The organism is Vibrio sp. 05-20-BW147, from assembly GCF_013369385.1.
Taxonomy (GTDB): domain Bacteria; phylum Pseudomonadota; class Gammaproteobacteria; order Enterobacterales; family Vibrionaceae; genus Vibrio; species Vibrio floridensis.
Genome location: NZ_SZTO01000019.1, coordinates 39,027 through 58,843 on the forward strand (window position 1 = coordinate 39,027; position 19,817 = coordinate 58,843).

The 19,817-nt window shown below is 51.2% G+C and carries 4 protein-coding genes; all 4 read right to left on the minus strand.

The features are described from left to right. Position 1: 1 nt before the first annotated feature. On the minus strand, positions 2–1,330 hold the full coding sequence (locus FC652_RS16495) for an HlyD family type I secretion periplasmic adaptor subunit (protein WP_176299460.1): 1,329 nt from the start codon (positions 1,328–1,330) through the stop codon (positions 2–4). After that, positions 1,327–3,480, minus strand: coding sequence for a type I secretion system permease/ATPase (locus FC652_RS16500; protein ID WP_176299461.1), 2,154 nt, complete (start codon positions 3,478–3,480; stop codon positions 1,327–1,329). The genes FC652_RS16495 and FC652_RS16500 overlap by 4 nt, the downstream gene beginning before the upstream one ends. An 11-nt stretch (positions 3,481–3,491) precedes the next feature. Further along, positions 3,492–17,456, minus strand: a complete 13,965-nt coding sequence (locus tag FC652_RS16505) for a type I secretion C-terminal target domain-containing protein (protein WP_176299462.1) — start codon at positions 17,454–17,456, stop codon at positions 3,492–3,494. Between the two features lie 307 nt (positions 17,457–17,763). Next, entirely contained in the window at positions 17,764–19,788 is a 2,025-nt protein-coding gene (locus tag FC652_RS16510) for an alkyl/aryl-sulfatase (protein ID WP_176299463.1), read from the minus strand. Positions 19,789–19,817: the final 29 nt, after the last annotated feature.

A 19,817-nucleotide genomic window follows, 5' to 3' on the forward strand; every position in this document is an offset into this window, starting at 1 on the left:
TTTATGGCTCTCTTAACGCCGTCTCTTTGGCTCTGAGAAGCGGCTTAAGCCAATAGCTCAATACGGTTTTCTCTCCCGACAATATGTCGACCATCGCCTGCATACCGGGGATAATTCTAAAATTCTGTTGTGATGCGTCATTGGTCATCAATTCAATGTGAGCACGATAATACGGGTCGCCTTCTTCGGTTTTGAGTGAGTCAGCACTCACATACACCACTTTGCCTTTCTGCCCACCGTAGATAACGAAGTCATAAGCGGTAAACTTGACCGTGGCTTCTAAACCAACTTTGACGTACGCAATATCTTGTGGCGCAATTCTCGCTTCCACAATTAAGCGGCTATCGAGCGGCACCAACTCCATAATCGGTTCACCTGGGCGTACCACACCACCAATCGAGCGGATCAAGACATCTTTTACCGTGCCATCCACCGGTGACAAAATTTCCGTGCGGCGCAACTGGTCCGCTATCGCCGACTGGCTCTCCTGCAAGCGCGCGAGCTCCGCCACCACTTCATTCAACTGACCCCGCGCTTTGGTGCGAAAATCAAGCGCAATACCGCGATAATCCGCAATCGACTCGGAGTAGGCCGCTTTTTGTTTCTGAGCCAGCACTTTTGCACTGGAAATATCGCCTTGCAGTTTGACGTAGTCGCGCTTGAGTTTAAGCAGCTCCACTTCGGCTACCGCCCCCGTTTTCACGACATCTTCCAGCATGTTGAGCTCTTTCTGCACAATCGCCATACTGTTTTCCAAGGTGCGAATGCTGTTTAACGTATCTTGATAGGTTTGAGACTGCTGCTCAATACGCAGGGCGGATTCTTCCAGTTCTGAGTCCAGCTGCTCCAAACGTTGATGGTAGTTTTCTCGCGCATTAAACTCAGCTCGAGTGACTTCATCTTGCCCACTTGGGTAAGGTTGCTTGGCAATACGCACTTGTTGCTGCCAATCCGTGGCTCGCCCGTCAACCACAATGCTTTGCAGCTCGAGATCCAAACGCTTTTTCTGCGCGAGCAAGGTCTGCAATTGCTGATCCGACTCTTGGTAAGAAGCGCGAAAGCGAGTGTCATCGAGAACCATCAACGGCTGCCCTTTCACCACTTGTTCCCCTTGCGACACCAACACTTGCTTAATGATGCCGCCTTCCAAACTTTGTATGGTTTGAATCGACAAGCTTGGCACCACTTTGCCATCGCCTACCACTACCTCATCTAGGGTCGCCCATGAGGCCCAAACCCCTATCGCCAACACCAACGCAGCGCAAAGCCAAATGAGACGACGAGAACGGTAAGCAATGCGGTTATTCGACCACATGATCTGACTGCTCATGATTGCCCTCCTTTGACCACACTCACTGATTTCACTCGGCTGCGCACTCTTGCCGAACCTTGTTGCGTGAAGATCTCATGCGGGGTGCCTTGTGCCACCAATTTACCTTTATCGAGCACCAGAATGCGATCGCAAAGGGTAAGAAAACTCTGCTTATGTGAACTGATGACCAAGGTTTTGTCCGCTGGCAAACGCTGTAAAGCGTGGAAAAAACGCTCTTCTGCCGCTTTGTCTAAGGCACTGGTGGGTTCGTCCAAAAGCAACATCGCAGGATCGCGATAGATCGCGCGAGCGATCGCCACTGCCTGACGTTGTCCCCCTGAGAGAAAACGCCCCTGCTCACCCACCTGAGTTTCTAAGCCATTCGCTAAGCGAGGCATGTAATCATTGAGGCCAGAGAGCATCACCGCGTTGAGTAATCTTTGCTCATCAATGCTTTGGTCGCCAAAGGTGATGTTTTCGTAGATGGTGCCATAAATCAGCCCAGGGTTTTGACCAACCCAGCCAATCCCCGCACGAATAACACTGGGCGGCCATAACTGCGCATCAATGGTTTCGTAATACATTTGCCCAGCAGTTGGCAGCAACTGACGAGCAAGCAACGCCATTAAGGTGGACTTTCCCGAGCCAGCATTGCCGATAACACCAATTTTCTCTCCCGCTTTGATATCCAGTGAGATCGCTTCCAACGCGTGGATCTGCATCTCTGGGTAAGCGAAGCTGACGTTTCGCAAAGCGACATTCCCGTGGAACTCGCCTCTGTCCATCACTTGATGTGACGTGGATTCTTGAGGCGTGGCCATGATTTGGTTGAGCCCTTCCATTGCGGTTTGCGTCTGCTGGTAACGCAGCATCAGCATAGAAAGCTGGTTAATCGAAGACGCTGCGCGCCCGCTGAGCATCACAATGGCAATCAAGCCTCCCATGCTCAATAGCCCTTCGGCAATCTGATACACGCCGAAAATGATCAAGGCGATCGTCACCACTTGCTGGCTCGACATAATGGAGTGAGAAACGATGTTGGAATAAAAACGAGAACGGGTTTGCCATTCAGACAACGCAGAAACCGTCTGCTCCCAGCGTTTTTGTGTCATCCCTTCTGCATTGTTTTGCTTGATATCCGTTAACGCTGACAGGCTATCGTAGACATGGGCTTGGCGTTGCGTAGAAAGGCGCGCCGATTCGGTAAAGGTTTGTGCAAGGCGACCTTTCATCACAAAACTGAGCAGCAATAACGCCGCCATGACCGCCAGAGGGATCAACATCATCGCGCCGCCTAACCAGCCAATCAGCAGGAGGAAGAACAGCGTAAACGGCAGATCCACTAAAGTAACCAGTGACACTGAGGTGAGGAAATCTTTTACGCTATCGAAATCTTGCAACTGGCGGGCAAATGCCCCCACCGACTGAGGTCGCTGCTCTAGGCGCATCCCCAATACTTTTTGGAACAATTGTGCTGACAGTTTGTTTTCGACATAGCGCCCCGCCATATCGGTCACCGAGCTGCGCGCTTCTCGTAATACCCAATCAAACACCACCACGATGATGACACCGACAGAAAGCACCCAAAGAGTATGGAAGGCTTGATTCGGCACCACACGGTCGTAGACATTCATAGTAAACAGTGGCACGACCATCGCCAGCAGGTTAATGACAAACGAAGCCAGTAAGAGATCACGATACCAAGGCCTCACTTCCATCAGCACTTGACGAAACCAATGAACGGGCTTTTCTTCAATCAAACTTTCAACACGGCCATCGGCGGCAACCAGTGTCGAAAGCTGCCATATCCCCTCTTTCACTTGCGTTTTCAGCTCATCCAAGCTCAAGGTCACGTCACTATTGGCCTGATGTGGCGATAAACAACGGTAATGCTCGCCTTCTCGCCCCAAAATCAGCAGCGGGTTGCCTTGCTTTTCCACGGCTAAGCAAGGCAAAGTGGCCTGTTCCAGCAGTGACAAGCTGGTGAGGCCGACCTCTAGCTGCGCTTGCTCTGCCGCTCGTTGAAACAAAGCTTCACTCAATTGGCCATTTTCAAGGGGCAAACCATTGACCACCTTCAGAGCGTGACAACGAATACCAAAATGTTGGCATGCCCAAAGAATGGCCGTTAACCAGTGATCTTGTCTCTCTTCCACGATAGTGTTCATACCACTCCCAACTACTGAACAATCAGATTTTGATCATCGATCATTTGCTGAAGCACCTGCGCTTCGGTCAACCCTACGCCGTAGTAATCCTCAAGATTGAGGTCACTCAGCACGATGGTTTGCACCGCATTCACACCATCAGTCTTGATGTTGATATGCAGATCCGCACCGGTTTGCACCAAGTCGACAAACTGATCGGCGCTCGCGCCGTCACTCACACCCAGACCAGACAAAATCGCACTGAGATCAATGGTGTCGCTGTTGGCAGACATATCGAACCCTGCGATGGTATCGATCGTCGCATCCCCCACCGCCCCTAAACTGTCTGAGTTGAAAACAAACAGATCATCGCCACTGGTGGCAGTTAAGCTGCTGTCCCCGGTTGCCAGTAACTGCACATCCAACTCTTGGCTAATTCCTGTCGCCGTCTGACCACCCAACTGCGCACTTGGCGTCAGTGTGAGGGTGAAACTCTCGGCGCCGGTGTAACCGGAGACAATACTGAGGTTGGCCACATCGTTAACCGGAACGAGCCATTCGCCCGACTCTTTGCTGCCAGCCGACAGGACCAAACCATCGGGTAATCCCGAAATGGTCAGATACCCTTTTTCTCCATCGGCTGGGTTAACCATGCTCATATCAAGATTGAGTGGAATGGCACCACTCGCTTCCGCCACGATGGTGACGTAATCCAGCGTCAAAATGGGCTCATCGGGTACCGGAGCTAATTCAACAACAATAGTTTGTGTTTGCACCTCACCCAAATCTGTCGCCAGAGAACCCAACACAATGTTCTTGTCGAAGGTTTGCGCGGTCATGGTCAAGTTGAGTGTGCCAAAGGCATTGCCTGAGTAGAGTTCGATATTGCCGACCTCACTGGCTCGCACAATCACTCTCGCCACCCAACTACCATCACCGAGCTGAGTGAATGACGCTTCATGACCATCGGCGATGATCTTATCCAGCCCCTTCAACGCGGAAGGATCGGAGGTCAATTCAGCATGCAAGGTCAGCACAATAAACTCATCGCTATTGGTTTCATTGCTGCTGATGGTCACAGGGATAGAGAGCGCTTCTCCTTCCGTGCCTGTGTATTGGCTATCCAATCCAAAGAACTGTACATCATCACCCACCGGCAGCACGCCCACTGTCATCGTGCCAGAAGTGTGGACAATATCGGTGGTGCCGATTTCTTGCGTAATGGCATCAATAGTCAGCAAAATATCGCCACTGAAATCGAGCGGAGGCAGAAGATAGAGTTCACCCAGTCGGCTTGGATCTAGCTGCCATTCACTGGTTGGCTTGCCAGCAAACGTGCCGCCATCATGGCCATTATTTGGCAGCAGTTCATAGCTCTCGCCCACTTTGTAAACCAGCACAGCACCATCAGGCACGCCCTTGATCATCGCCGATAAGGTCTCTGAACCATCTTGGTCTATCAAACTGACATCCAATCCAGACAGGGCGATATAGCTATCTTCATCACCTTGAACATTGTTGGCCACGATGTTGGCTGCATCCGTTATCGGTTCAATGTGAATAGTGACGATCGATACCTTGTCTTGCGTGTCGGTTTGCGTGACGCAATCCGCAGCATCGGTAATGTTCGCGTGCACTTCCAAGGTAATATCACCACTGTAATGCGCCGGAGGGACAAGGCTGATATCGGTCAGTCGCGTCGCGTCGTTAATGGTGTACGTTCCATCACCGTTGTCGGTGAGCAAGCCAGTGTCCGCTGGAGTTTCCACTAACGTGACGCCACTTGGCACTTTGATCATCAGGCTATTGATGGTCTCTTTACCCGTTGCACTGTTACCCTCACCACTGATGGTTTGTCCCGCCTCAACGCTGTCTCCCAGTACAACACTGAGGTCTAACTGAGTGACCACATCTTCATCCATCGACGTGATCGAGGAAACCACTAAGTCGTCAACCACTGGCAGAATTTCGATATCAATGGTTTGCGTTGTAGTGACGCTGTCACCATTGCAGCCAGAGGTTTCTTTGATTTCCACTTCGAGAGAAAGGCAACCCGCAAAGTCTTCATCCAAACCGGTGATTTTTAAACTCGCCATTGCTTCAGGCGGAATAACAAAGCCGACGATGTTACCGGCGCTGTCATACTCAATGGTGACCCCTTCTCCTTCAATCATCACGCCGTCTGGCAGTTTATCGGCACTAATAAAGAATGAGAGTTCGTTATTTGGATCACTGCCAATATTGCCATCGAGCAGACCAGACAAATCGAGGTCTTCTCCTTCGTTAAACTGCAGCGCGTCATCACCCGGAGTCAGATCGCCAGGAGGCCCCACCGGATCACAGCTGCCGCCACCATCATCATGGCCGGTAAATTGCACTCGGATCGGCGCGTCGATAAAGCGGGCATCCTCCCCATCAATCACACGTGCTGAAATCACCAGATTAATAATCTCAGTATTTTGTGTCGACGAAATCGTCGCATCCTTGAGGATCAGCGCCGCCATCTCTCGCACGCTATCACTGGTTAGGCCATGCGCTGGGATCACCCAGTTTCCTGCGCCGTCTTGAGTGGCCCCATTCGGGTGCTCGACAATCAAGGTTAAGCCTGCCGGGACTTTGATAACGATATAATCAAGATACTCTGAGCCATCCACATCCATATCAACAAAACGCACCGCGTAAGTGAGATCGACGGGTCCACCTTCGGTGTTAGCCAATACTCTTGGATTGCCTTCTAAACGTGTGTCGAGTTCAACGCGAGCATCAAAATTCACTGCGATGGTCGCATCAACATATTTCTGGTCAATGGCGCCTGTACCAGAGGTATCTTGCACCAAATAAGTCACTGGAATATCGAGCGTACCACTGAAATCCATCGGTCCTTTGGCGGTTAAACGGCCACTGGTTAACAACGATTCCAGATCGGGGGAAAGAGAATCCAGCAAACTCGAGACGTCATAACCACCTGCCGGTATTTCAAGATAGTTACCGTCAAAATAGAGCGTAATGCCCTGCTCTGGCGCCTGAATCACGTAGCCAATCACCTCTTCGCTGCCATCGTTATCGGCTCCCAGCGAAGGCCATAAAGTAAGAGGAACGGCGTTGTCTTCCACACCCAAGGAGCTGAGCGTTGAGCCTGAGTTTTCATCCACTTGCGGCTTGATTTCAATATTTACCGTCATAGGAAACTCGCCCGAGTCACCATCTGGCTCAGTGGAGATCACTTTAAGCGAGTGTTGCAATTGACCACTGTAATCCTCTGGTACTTTGAGATACAAGTTGGCCAAATCGCTATTAGTCACTTGATAAATGATCCCTGTGAGTGGGTCTTCACCCGAGATCGGCAAACTCACCGGCTGCCCAGCAGCATCCACGAGCATCACGCCATCAGGAATGCCCGTGATCAAAATGTTGATCACTTCGGAGCCATCGTCATCTGAGGTCACCAAGACAAAATCAAGCGGGATCAATTGATCTTCGATGAAATCGACCTGATTACTGATCACTTTTGTTTCTGCGTCATAACGCCAGTGGCCCTCTCCACCATCGACCGCCAACGGTTCATCAACCACGCCAGTGAGACGAATGGTGATGGTCTCTGTCACACTGTTGGCGCTTGGGTTTACAGGCACTAATCCATCAACATTGGACTCCACCGCAACTGCGGTGACTTTGACGCTCAACGTTTCGGTCACTGAACTGATATCTTCTTTCGGCACCAGATAGATGTGACCAGCCACCAGCTCAGCATCCGAGAACCAATACGTCCCATCTTCGAGCCTTGAGGAAGTGCCCCCTTCGACGCTCCAACCCTCTGCCACTTCAAGCTTGTAGTAGAGCGTTTCAGAACCATCCGTATCGTTAAGATGTCCTTTAATGGCATCGTGGAGGTTCAACGGCTGATCTTCTAAGCCGGCAATGTTTTTCACGGATAGCGACGGCGTATCAGCATCCGGTCGGACATTAATGGTCACTTGCTGAGAAGCAACTGCGGTTTGATCGCTTGGACTGACGAAGCTACTACCCGCTTCCGTTGCTATGGCGGTGACCGTAAAGGTGAACTGTCCAGAAATATTGGTATCGGATCGAATCGTCATGCGATTCAATTCTTCTTCGCTATAGGCGGTGGTTTCGTTGACTTGGCTGCCATCGAGCCAAACGGTAATTCCCGCTGGAATGCCGGAGATCTGATAGCTGAGGCTCTCGGAACTGTCGCTGTCGACAAGATCGGCGTTCAACGTCAACGTTGATGGCTCTGAACTGTCTTCAACAAGGGTGTAGTCATATTGTGAATCAGCTTGCCATGTCGGTACATCCGCAACGGGGAACACATTGACATTAATGGTGTCCGCCAAGGTTTCACTGCCTGTGGTACTGGCGATGATTGCGCTGACCGCCAAAACGATCGTAGCGGTATTGCTGGCTAAATGGGTTGCAGGTTGATAGGTCAGTGCGCCTGCCACCGTCACTTGGTTGCCAATCATCAACAACTGACTACCCGAAAGAATGACTTTGCCACCCACCGCATTGAGCGCGACGCCATCGAGATATAAGGTGCCTCCTTGCAGAGAGTTGGCATCAATCTCTATTGAGTCCACCACTTCTCCTTGATCGCGATCGCCCAGTGCAACGACGATGGAAAGTGTCCCTTGCTCATCTTCCCGCATCTCGAGATCTTCAACGCGCAAGATTCCCGCCGTATCATCCAAGACCAGCGTTGCTGTGCTGGTCACTTGGTCGCCGTCCCCATCAATAACGACATAACTTACCGTGTCCGAAATCGCAGGAACCGTGGTCACACTTGGGTTAGTGGTTAACTCAAATGTGCCATCTTGATGCACGACTAATGTGCCGTACACCTCGCTTGGTACATTCGGGTTAACGAGCTGAATGGTCACTGGCGTGCCATCCGCCGAGAGCGGATAGGTTGTACCGCGATACGTAACGCTGCTGATTTCAGCGCCATCAGCACCCATCACTGATTCAGGCAGCAAGTTGGTGGTGTAACTGTCTCCTTCCACCAGCTCGACACTGGTGTTTTGTGCAATGGGCACATCATCGGTCACCGTCACGGTTAACGTTTCGGTGGAGGAGATGTCGCCATCGGCATCGATGACCCACATTTCAAAAGGCAAATCGAGTAAGTTGGTGCCGTTACCATCAGGGTGATCAAGCGCCCCTTGTAATGAAAAATCGACCTTACCATTGTTGTTGGGACGGATTTTAAACACCACTTCCCCTGCACTGTTTTTGGCAATAAACCAGCCGTTGCTGTTTTGCGCGTGCAGTGTGATGGCTAAGCCACCGCTGGTGAACCCGTGTGCATTAAACGCCGCGACATCAATTTGAATGTCGGCAACGTCATCGCTGCCGCCATCGATGCTCAAAACGTGTTTAACGCTTTCTATCCCATTCTCGGTCCCGTCACCGACAATGCCATGTTCATCGACAGTCACGCTGCCTGCCACCGTCAGCACTGGCGTTTCGCCATCGTAGATAATCAAGGTGCTGTCACTGGTGACAAACGTGCCATCAGAATCCGTTGCGGTGACTGGCAGATAGAGAGAAAGCTGGTTGTCTGCCTCCGGTTTATGGTGATCGACAGGTAAATAGAGATGAACAGAAAGCTCAACGTTGCTCGCGGTATCCGCCTCAACATTCACATCATCAGGCAACGTCACGGTCAGCACTCGTGTACCATCGGCTAGAACCGCATCGTAGCTACCATCACCGTTGACTCGCCAGACAATCGCTTCACCATTGTGCGTCAGTGGTACGCCATTGCCATCAATCACTGCTTGACCATTGGCCACGGCTAATGTCACCGCCACAATGGGGTCGGTATCGGCGGTGACCACCAGATTCACACTCGCTTCAGCGGTGATACCCGACGGGGTTAAATCATCTTTAGGCAGCTCGGTAATCACCAGCGTGCCTGAGCTCAATTCACCTTGATGGCCGTCTTGGATTTCAATGTCAAGAGGCAAGCGTTGAACATCACCATCCGTATCCCTCACGCTGATCACCAGCGGAATCGTGTCGATTTCATCTGCATCGTGTTGGTCGAGCGCTTGATACAAGGTGAACTGATAGTTGATCACAGAATCATTTTCTGAACTCGGCTCTTCAATCACCACTTGGAAAATCACATTGCTGATATCGCCCACATACGCTTGCAATACATTGCCGTTTGGCGAGATGGTATACGCGATCTCCTCACCACCACTGGTTAAGGTTGGCTGACCAGCCAAATCGAAATACAGCTCAGCGATCGGATCACTGCCCACGGTGACGTTCACCGTACCGTTGTCGACAAGACTGGATTGGGTTAGCAGCCCTTCTTCATTAAGAAACACCCCATCACCATTGGCGAGCGTAGGGTTAGCGCCATCGTTGATGTGCCATACAAAATCACCGGAAATCAACGCGGTACCATCGCTGTCGGTGCCTGTGATGGTGACCGGTAAACGAGTCACATCGTCACCATTCGCTTGATTGATCGGACGATTCAACGTCAGTGTTAGGGTGGCTTGTACGTCGCTGCCGCTGAGCACCGCACCGCTGATGGCAAGGGAAAAAATCACCTCACCGCCCGTCGAACTGGCGGTAATGGTTTTCCCATCGCTGCTCAGTTGGTAGCTCAACTCGAGTAAACTTTCCCCACTGGTCAGGTTCAATGCATCAAAATCCAGCAGCGCTGATTCATCAAAACGCAGCGAGTCCGGATCAGGATTATCCGAACCGCCCGTCACATGAATGGTGCTGTTCACCACCTGCGCATCCGCCGTGATTAGAGATTCGGTCACCGTTTGATTGCTCGATTCAATGCGCCCTGCTTCCCCATCACGAATATCGATCACCACATTGGCGGAGTCGTAATCGTAGCTTTTATCCCCTGCGATGTAGGAAAACGTCACTTGCTGGCTTTGGTTATGGTCGAGATCTCGGCTGACGGCCATGGTCCAACGACCATCGGAATAGATAGTAAGGATGCCCTCTGGCAGCGTTAAGCTCAGTGGTGTGCTTTGCGAAACCACATGCGTTTCACCGTTAATCAAAATGCTTTTCACCAGCAGTGGCGCATCAAGGTCAAAATCGTTGGCAAGCAGGTTACCAAACTCATTGTGCCCTTCCGTTGCTAGGTAATGGTCATCAAACGAAATCGGTTGAGAGTCGAGCACGACAATGGAAACGGGGGCAACGACGGTTTCACTGGTGCCATCGGCATCCGTTTGTGTCGCTTGAATCAACAACGAGGTGTGCGTTGCATCCAAGTCGCGAATTTCATCGATCGGCTTTTTCAGGCTGATCTTCACTTGCTCACCCACTATCTCGGCCGTCAACACCTGCTGGCCATCCGTGCGAGTGGCCGTCAATGTTTGACCGTCGGGCGAAATGGCCACGGTTAATGCCAAGCCTTGCGAAGTCAAAGAAGCAAACGCACTTTGATCGCTGTGGAACGTAAATTCACCAAATTGGATATTGAGATCAACCGTCGCATTTTGCTCACCTAGAATGCCGACGAGCGCCTCAACAAACACGGCGCCGTCTGGGTAGATCACCGTTGGCATGCCGTCGTTCGCTGGGTTACCAGCCAAATCTGTTACGTCAGCTTGAATTTGCCACTCACGGTTTTGATCTAAAGTCGCAATATCCACGCCTTCAACCTGCCATGAGCCGCTGGCGCTGACTAAGGTGGTGTAAGTCAGCGTGTTCACCCCATCGGTGATCGTCACCGTGACGGTTTGATTTTCTTCCGCGGTGGTCGTGCCTTGAAGGGTTGTTAAGCTGCCAGAGCGAAAATCCACCACGCTCAAGCCATCGAGTGTATCGATGTCAATTTGTGGTGGCATAGTATCAATCACATGCACCGAATCACTGGCCGTCGCCACGTTGCCCGCCACATCACTGACCGATGCTGTCACCACAATCGGCCCGTCAGCAAGGCTAGAGAGATCCGCGTCGGCAACTTCCCAGCGTCCGTTTACCACCGTGGTGCTAAACGTCAGCACTTTGCCCGCTTGATCCGTCACCGTAACGGAAACCGTTTGTCCCTCTTCGACAAAAAAGACGCGACCAAACAGATCGGTGGCGGTCACTTCAGTTGCGTTGAGCAGCGCATCACTGCCTGAGGCGACATTCACGCTGATCAGTGCGCGCGTGTCTTTGACAATGGTATCGGTGTCCGTGGTGGGATTGCCTGCGACGTCGATCGTCTGCGTATGCACGGTGATCTCACCTTCAGCAAGAGCAGAGAGATCTTCGTTAATTGACCAACTGTTGCCACTCACGGTCGTTGTGAAGGTTAAGCGATTACCGAGATGATCCACCACTTCAATATCAATGCGCTGACCATCTTCCACATTGCTCACTGTCCCAGTGATACCACTGGTGGTGATTTCGGCTTTATTGAAGAACTCATCGCCATTGCCTTGGAAATCAGTGCTGATCTCCGCCAAGGTGTCTTTGATGGTGGAATCACTGGCCGACACAGAATGGCCATATACGTCGTGAATTTCCGCTTCCACCGTCAGTGGCCCTTCCGCCAATGAGCTGAGATCAACCGGACTCACTTGATAGGCGTTATCGGAAACGCGGGTGGTAAAGGTCAGCACCTTTCCATCCACGTCCGTAACGGTAATGGTGACGAGACGTAAATCCTCAACATCCACTGTGTTACCGTGAATACGCACAGCGGGGACTTCAAACTGGTTTTCGTAGCCATCGCCGCCATCGTCAATCACCACGGTGATCTCTGCACTATCAACCAGCGGAGGAAAGACAATCGCATCTTCAATCACGATGGGCAGTGGCGTTAGCACCGTTTCAGTGGTGCCATCGGCATCGGTTTGCGTTCCCGCAATCATCAGGTCCGTGAGTAGGCGCTGTGCATCGCCGTGGTCCACCGGCAGGAAGAGTTGCAACTGAACTTGCGCATTGGAGGCAATATGCGCCTTCAGTAAAATTTCACCATCGGCACGGGTGGCGGTTAAGGTCAGCCCATCGGCTGAAAGCGTGGTCGTAATGCTTTGACCAAACGAAGTCAGACTTTCTAGATCCGTTTGTACCTCATGGAAACGGAATTGCGCTTGTTCCACATTGATATCGGATGTTGCGCCACTGCTGCCAATCGCCACCGTCAAATCTTCATACACGGTCACCACATCAGGAAAGGTGAGCGTGGGCATGTCATCCATCGCACTGTTTCCTGCGGCATCGGTCACCGTGGCGGTGAGTGTCCATGTCGCGCGGTTGTTCAAGGCGCTTACATCAATGGTTGCAAATTGCCAGTTCCCCGCGGCGTCCACGTTCGTGGTAACACGAATACTTTGAGTGCCATCGCTGATGGTGACCACCACTGGTTGGCCAGCTTCTGCCCCCGTTGTGGTTCCTTGCAACGCGGTGTTGGTCCCTAATTTAAACTGCAGAATGTTGAGACCATCGAGCGTATCAATATCAATGGTTGGAGCCGTGGTATCTACCGTCGCGCTATCCGTTGCCGTTGCAGGGTTGCCTGCCACATCGACGGTCGAGACGGTGGCAGAGATCTCGCCATCCACAAAGCCTGAAAGATCAAGATTATCGAGCGCCCATGCGCCACCCACAATCGTGGTTTGCACCGTCATGGTGTTGCCTGCCGAGTCCAACAGCACCACATTCACGCTTTGGCCATCCTCGATATGACTGACCAAACCGCTGACTTTTACCGAAGTCAACTCTACTGGATTCAATAAGTCGTCATCACCACTGTCAATCTCAACCGTAATGGACGCTTGAGTATCTTTCACTATGGTGTTGTGTGAGGTGGTAGGGTTGCCCGCGATATCAATGGTTTGAGCATGTACCGTCAGCTCACCATCACTTAACGTGCTTAAATCAACATCCAGAGACCATTGGTCGCCCGATACCACCGTGGTAAACGTCAGTCGTCCGCCTTGTCCATCTATGATTTCAATGTTAATGGTTTGTCCATCTTCCACGTTGGCCACGTGGCCATTGATCGTGGTGGTGGCCACTTCAAACTGATTTAAAAATGCATCCCCTTGACCATCAAAGGCAACATCAATTTCAGCCAATGTGTCTTTGATGGTGGTGTCGTTGGCGGTGATGACTTTACCATAGGCGTCATGAATTTCTGCCTCGACCGTGAGCGGCCCTTCGGCAAGCGAGCTCAAATCGACAGGGAAAAACTGATATTGGTTGTTCTCCACTCGGGTGGTGAAAGTGAGTGTCGCACCTAGCGAATCGGTCACGGTTATGGTGACTAAACGCAGATCCTGAACATCCACTGTGTTGCCGTGAATCCGTGTGCCTGGTACTTCGAGAGCATTTTCGTAGCCATCACCACCATCATCGATAGTGACCGTCAACGACGCGCTGTCCACCAACGGAGGGAAGACTATCGCGTCCTCAATCACAATCGGTAACGGTGCAATCACCGTTTCCGTGGTGCCATCGGCATCCGTTTGGGTACCTTCCAACAAAATTTGCGTCAGCAAGCGTTGTGCTTCGCCATGATCAACCGGCAAAAAGAGGGACAACTTAACTTGGCTATTGGTTTCAATCGCAGCGGTCAATACCGTTGCCCCATCGCCACGCACAAGGCTTAAGGATAGGCCATCGGTTGAAATCACCACTGACACGGATTGACCAAGGGAGGTAAGTGCGGCGAGATCCGACTGCGTGTCATGGAAAGTAAACTGGGCATTTTCAATATTGATCTCCGACAGCGCCTCGCTGCTGTCGAGAATCACGGCTAAGTCTTCCCACAACGCGACGGTATCTGGAATATCCAGCGTTGGCGTCTCATCAGTGGCGCTATTGCCTGCGGCATCGGTCACCGTGGCGGTTAAGCTCCAACTTTTCGCTGCATCCAGCGCACCGACATCGATGGACGAAAACGACCACAAGCCAGCCGCATCCACGGTTGTTGTCACCGAAATGGTCTGAGTGCCGTCGCTGATGGTCACCACGACTGGCTGTCCGGATTCTGCCCCAGTGGTACTGCCTTGCAGTGCAGTTTCTGTGCCTTGCTTAAATTGAACAATCTCAAGGCCAGTTAAGGTATCAATGTCAATCGTGGGCGCGGTGGTATCCACGATCGCTGTATCTTCTGCTGTGGCAGGGTTACCCGCCACATCGATGGTACTTGCGGTGGCACGGATTTCGCCATCAGTAAGAGAGGAAAGGTCGAAATCTTTGAGTGACCACGCACCCGAGACGACAACGGTAGTGAACACTAACTTCGTCCCAGAGGCATCCGTCACCACCACTTGCACCGCTTGACCATCTTTAACATGGCTGACGACGCCAGAAAGCGTCACAGCACTCAGTTCGGTCGGATTCAGTGCCTCATCCTCGCCACTGTCGATGACGATGGTAATCGCCGCTTGCGTATCTTTGACAATGGTGTCACTCGCGGTGGTCACATTACCGGCAACGTCGATGGTCTGCGTATTGAGCGTCAATTCACCATCCACCAGCGATGAAAGATCGGCTTCGATTGTCCACGTATTGCCCGCCACAAGCGTCGAGAACGTTAAGGTGTTCCCTAGAGCATCGATCACCTCGATATCAATGCGCTGACCATCTTCTACCTCGGTGACTCGACCTGTCAGTACGGTTTTGCTCACTTCAAACTGATTGAGAAACTCATCGCCATTGCCTTCAAACTCCGCGGTGATGTCTGCCAAGGTATCCTTGATGGTGCTATCGGTGGCTTGAATGGTCTTGCCATAGACATCGTCGATATGAGCCTCGACGCTCAACGGCCCTTCGGCTAAGCCCGTCAAGTCAACTGGTGAGATTTGGTAACGGTTGTTTTCTACTCGAGTGGTGAATGTCAGCGTATTGCCATCCACATCGGTCACCGTGATCGTCACTAATCGGAGATTTTCCACATCGGTGGTGGTGCCATGAATGACAACGGCGGGGACTTCTTGCGCATTCTCGTAACCATCGCCACCGTCATCGATGGTGACGGTGATCGCCGCGCTATCAACCAGTGGAGGAAAAACGATCGCATCGCCAATCACCACCGCCACCGGCGCAACCACCGTTTCGGTTGTACCATCACTGTCGGTTTGCGTGCCTTGAATCATCAGCTCCGTCAGTAAGCGTTGGGTGTCTCCGTGATCGACTGGCAAAAAGAGTTGAATTTTGACTTCTTGATTATTGACAATGCTGGCCGACAACACCACTTGACCATCGGCTCGCACCGCCGAAAGAGAGAGACCATCGGCAGAGATGACCACAGAAATGGATTGACCAAGCGAGGTCAGCGAAGACAAGCTGCTTTGCTCGTCGATGAAGGTGAAATCGGCATTATCGATATTGATTGGCGAAAGCGCGTCACTGCTGCCAAGAACAACGGCAATATCTTCATTGACGCTGACCACATCAGGCACAATCAGGCTAGGCATATCGTCGCTTGCGCGGTTGCCAGCGAGATCCGTCACCGTTGCGTTCAATTGCCATTCCAAATTGGCATCCAACGTCGAAAGATCAATACTGTCGAACGACCAATTGCCAGCCGCATCAACTTGGGTGAGCGCTTCAACCGTATTCACCCCATCGGTGATGGTGACTAAAACCGGCTGCCCAGCTTCTGCGCCCGTGGTGGTGCCTTGCAAGGCCGTGTCTGCCCCGGATTTAAAATCGATGATCTGCAGACCGGTTAAGGTATCAATATCGATGGTAGGAAAAGTGGTATCTAGCCCTGCGCTATCGGTCGCAATAGCGGGGTTACCCGCAACATCTTTCGTCACCGCCAATACACGAAAATCACCATCGGCAAACTGAGAAACATCGATATTATCGATCGACCATTGATTGCCCGACACTGAGGTAATAAACCACTGGGCATGGCCTGCCGAGTCTACTAGGACAACTCGAATCGCTTGTCCATCTTCAACATTGGCCACCTCGCCGTAGACACGGACGTTGCCACTCTCAGCATCGCTCACCAACTCATCATCGCCAGAGTCAATGCTTACCGTAATGGAAGCTTGCGTATCTTTGACGATGGTATCGCTCGCACTGGCAGGATTGCCTGCCATGTCGATGGTTTGAGCATGAATGGTCAGTGGGCCTTCCGCAAGGCTGCTTAAATCTTCAGTGATCGACCAGGTTCCACCATTGACCGTAGTGGTAAAACGTAAGGTTTGGCCCAAGCTATCGATCACTTCGATATCGATGCGCTGCCCATCTTCAACATGGCTAACAGTGCCTGTCAGGCCCGAGGAAGAGATTTCAAAACGGTTAAAGAACTCATCGCCTCTGCCATCAAACTCGGTGGTGATCTCCGCTAAGGTATCTTTGATTGTGGTATCAGAGGCTTGAATAAAGTTGTCGAGTTCATCGGTAATGGTTGCGGTGACGGTCAAGGTGCCTTCATCAAACCCACTGGCGTCAATGCCTTCAACGCGGTACTCACCTTGAAAAACCGTGGCGGTAAATACTTGCTGTTGACCGGAAGCATCAGACAAAACCAACTGAACGAGGCGGCCATCCTCAACGTCTGTCGCGGTACCGAAAATCGCAATGCTCGGCACTTCCAGCGCATTTTCGTAACCATCGCCACCATCGGCAATCGTCACCGTGATCGTGGCGTCGTCATCCAAGAGATAAAATTGCGCATCTGGGCTTTCACGCTCGGGCGTGTTTTCATAATCTGTCGGAAGCGTGTCATAACCGGATTGAGCCAACACCTCACGCAGTTCAGGGCGAATGAAACCGAATAAGCTCGCGCTTTCTGAAGAGAGGTCCTGCTCCGAAGATGGCGCATCGTTTGGCGTTGTAGGGCGTTGGTACACTGGCTCTGCGTCAATGGGATCGTCAATGTTAACGGCATCACTATCATTGATAGGTAGCGGTGTTTCTTTAACGTACTTCACCGTTGGGTCAACCACCTCATCGGCTTGTACGGCAACCCACTGACCGTCCGGCATGATTTTCCAAACTACGCCATCAATTTCGATATAAAGTACCGGTTTCATTGTCATTTCCCTATGCCACTGCGCTTACTGATACTAATTTAATTTATGCAGCAGTATCAAACAAGAAAGAACCTCTATTTAAACCTATGTTTTTTAAAATCAAAACAACGAAAGCACCACATTTCACCCAAAGAGTCATAACCATTTGGTCACCACGAAGCGGCCACTGGACACTTCCATTGTTGATAAGCTCGGACTGAATTTTTAAAACCGTGACGATGCCACCCTACTTAATGGGTGTATCCAACTGAATTAGAAGCAAAAAAAATCCCTCAACCGAAGTTGAGGGATTAGGGGTTAGCACTTTCTATGCTTTTTTATTCGGCATTGGAAGAATCTCAAACAAGCCATCAAACTCATCTAAACATTCCGACAATGCTTTTATCAGTTGGGCATCCCCTTTCAGGTTTGCCTTTCCTTCTTTCACTAGCTTATCTAACGTTGTTTTACCTAGTACAATTTGCGTTAAGTCGCTCTTACTGATGCTGAGAGTCACATCGGTATTCGGTAACTTATCCACTTGAATATTGGCCATGTTCGCGTTGGACACTTCACCGTAGTAATGCTCTTTCAGCTCTGGATGTGATATACCAAAGCGGAAATCCAGACCCGCTTGCTCTGCTTTCGTCGCGTTTAATTTCACCGCTAAGAAATCAAGGAACATACCCGTTGGGGTGTTGGCAATCACATCGGCCGATGCCGCTTTGATCGATGGACGAATTTCTCCGGTTCTCAACTCAACCGCGCCTTGCAGATACGAGTTGCGCCACGCCATGGTTTCCGACTGGTAGCCTTGCTGTTCAAAGCTGTCGGCTAACGCAAAACGGTATTGGATATTGTTCGGGTCACACTGAACCAAGTCGTTAAACAGCTGCGATGCTTGCTGATATTCCCCTTTGGCGAAGTGTGTTTGCCCCGCTTTGTATAGCGTTTGTGCGCCAGCGGCTTCGACGTAAACGCACGATTTATCCTGAGTCGCCAGTGGGTTCGTGTTCACCGGGTTCATATCGTGATAGCCAAGATACAAGTTCACCACAGCTCGAGCGTTATGGCTGTAGGAGCCATGGTACCCATTGGTGTGCCAGGTTTCTTTTTGCGTTTGAGGCACAATTTTCTCAATCTCACGACCCACATCGTGAATGGTCACACCATGATTTGCTAAGCGCATCGACTGGTTATGAATGAAGCCATAGTTATCGCGCTGCAGGGTCATGTATTGTGAAATCTCATTCACCTCAGTGTTCGGATCATTCCACACTGGCGCTGAGTGCGCGGCGTGAATGTTGTCCACCAAGCCGCTGTCGACAAAACGCAGTTTCAGCTCGGTGAGGTATTTGGTCCACGCCAAGGAATCGCGTACTTTCGCACCACGGAAAGTGTAGATGTTATGCATGCCATCGTAAGTCAGCTCAGCGGTATTGAGAGAGCGATACTTAGGAACATAAAGCACGATTTCTGCTGGGGCTTCTGCGCCCGGCATGTTGATCGCGTGGAACTTGAGCCCATCAATGGTCAGCTCTTTTTCGCGAGGTTGGATTTCTTGTGTTGGCGCCACCAACGTGATTTCACCACGAGAGGTGCCTAAGCCAAGCGCATTATCCACGATGCCTTTGGTATTGTTATCGAGAGTGGTGCCGTATTGATAGTTGGCACGACGACTCATGGCCGTACCCGCGATGATGTTTTCATCCGCCAGCTCTTTAATGAAATCTTTCGGTGCGTAGATCGGTGCACCTTTAGCAAAGTCACCCGAGTCGAGAATGCCGCGAGAGCCTCCAAAATGGTCAACGTGCATATGCGAGTAGATCATACCGGTGATTTTGTGGCCACCCTTCACTTTAGGAAGATGCTGTTTGGCAAATTCCCACGCCGCTGCCGCCGCTTCGCGTGACAATAGTGGATCGTGAATCACGTAGCCATTGTTGGTGCGGTAAATGGTCATATTCGAGAGATCAGCACCACGGATTTGATAAACTCCATCCGTCACTTCATACAAGCCGCCGGCAACGTAGTTGAGCATGCCTTGACGCCAAATCGACGGATTCACCGTCTCTGGCAACTGCTCTACGTTCATTTCTGCCATATAGTGAAAACGCTGCTTGAGTTCACCGGCTTGATGGCTGCCGAATTCGGCAATAAGCCCACGCTGAGTGCGCTCAAACGCCGAGGTATCATGCCAAGGCAACTGTTTTGCCAGTTCAGCGTTGGCTTGTTTTGTGTGGGCCGTTGCTGGCTTACCTTGATAGTTTTCTAAGCTGGCGTAGTCCGCCGATGCGCCAAAAGAAACCATCAAAGCAAGGGTAAGGGTTGAGGGTACAAAGCGGATATTCATAACGTTATCTCTCTTAGTGCGTTGTTATG

What these genes read in the sequence shown, in the direction of transcription:
- FC652_RS16495 (WP_176299460.1), bottom strand. Translation starts at nt 1,330, where the DNA reads ATGAGCAGTCAGATCATGTGGTCGAATAACCGCATTGCTTACCGTTCT.
- FC652_RS16500 (WP_176299461.1), bottom strand. Translation starts at nt 3,480, where the DNA reads ATGAACACTATCGTGGAAGAGAGACAAGATCACTGGTTAACGGCCATT.
- FC652_RS16505 (WP_176299462.1), bottom strand. Translation starts at nt 17,456, where the DNA reads ATGAAACCGGTACTTTATATCGAAATTGATGGCGTAGTTTGGAAAATC.
- FC652_RS16510 (WP_176299463.1), bottom strand. Translation starts at nt 19,788, where the DNA reads ATGAATATCCGCTTTGTACCCTCAACCCTTACCCTTGCTTTGATGGTT.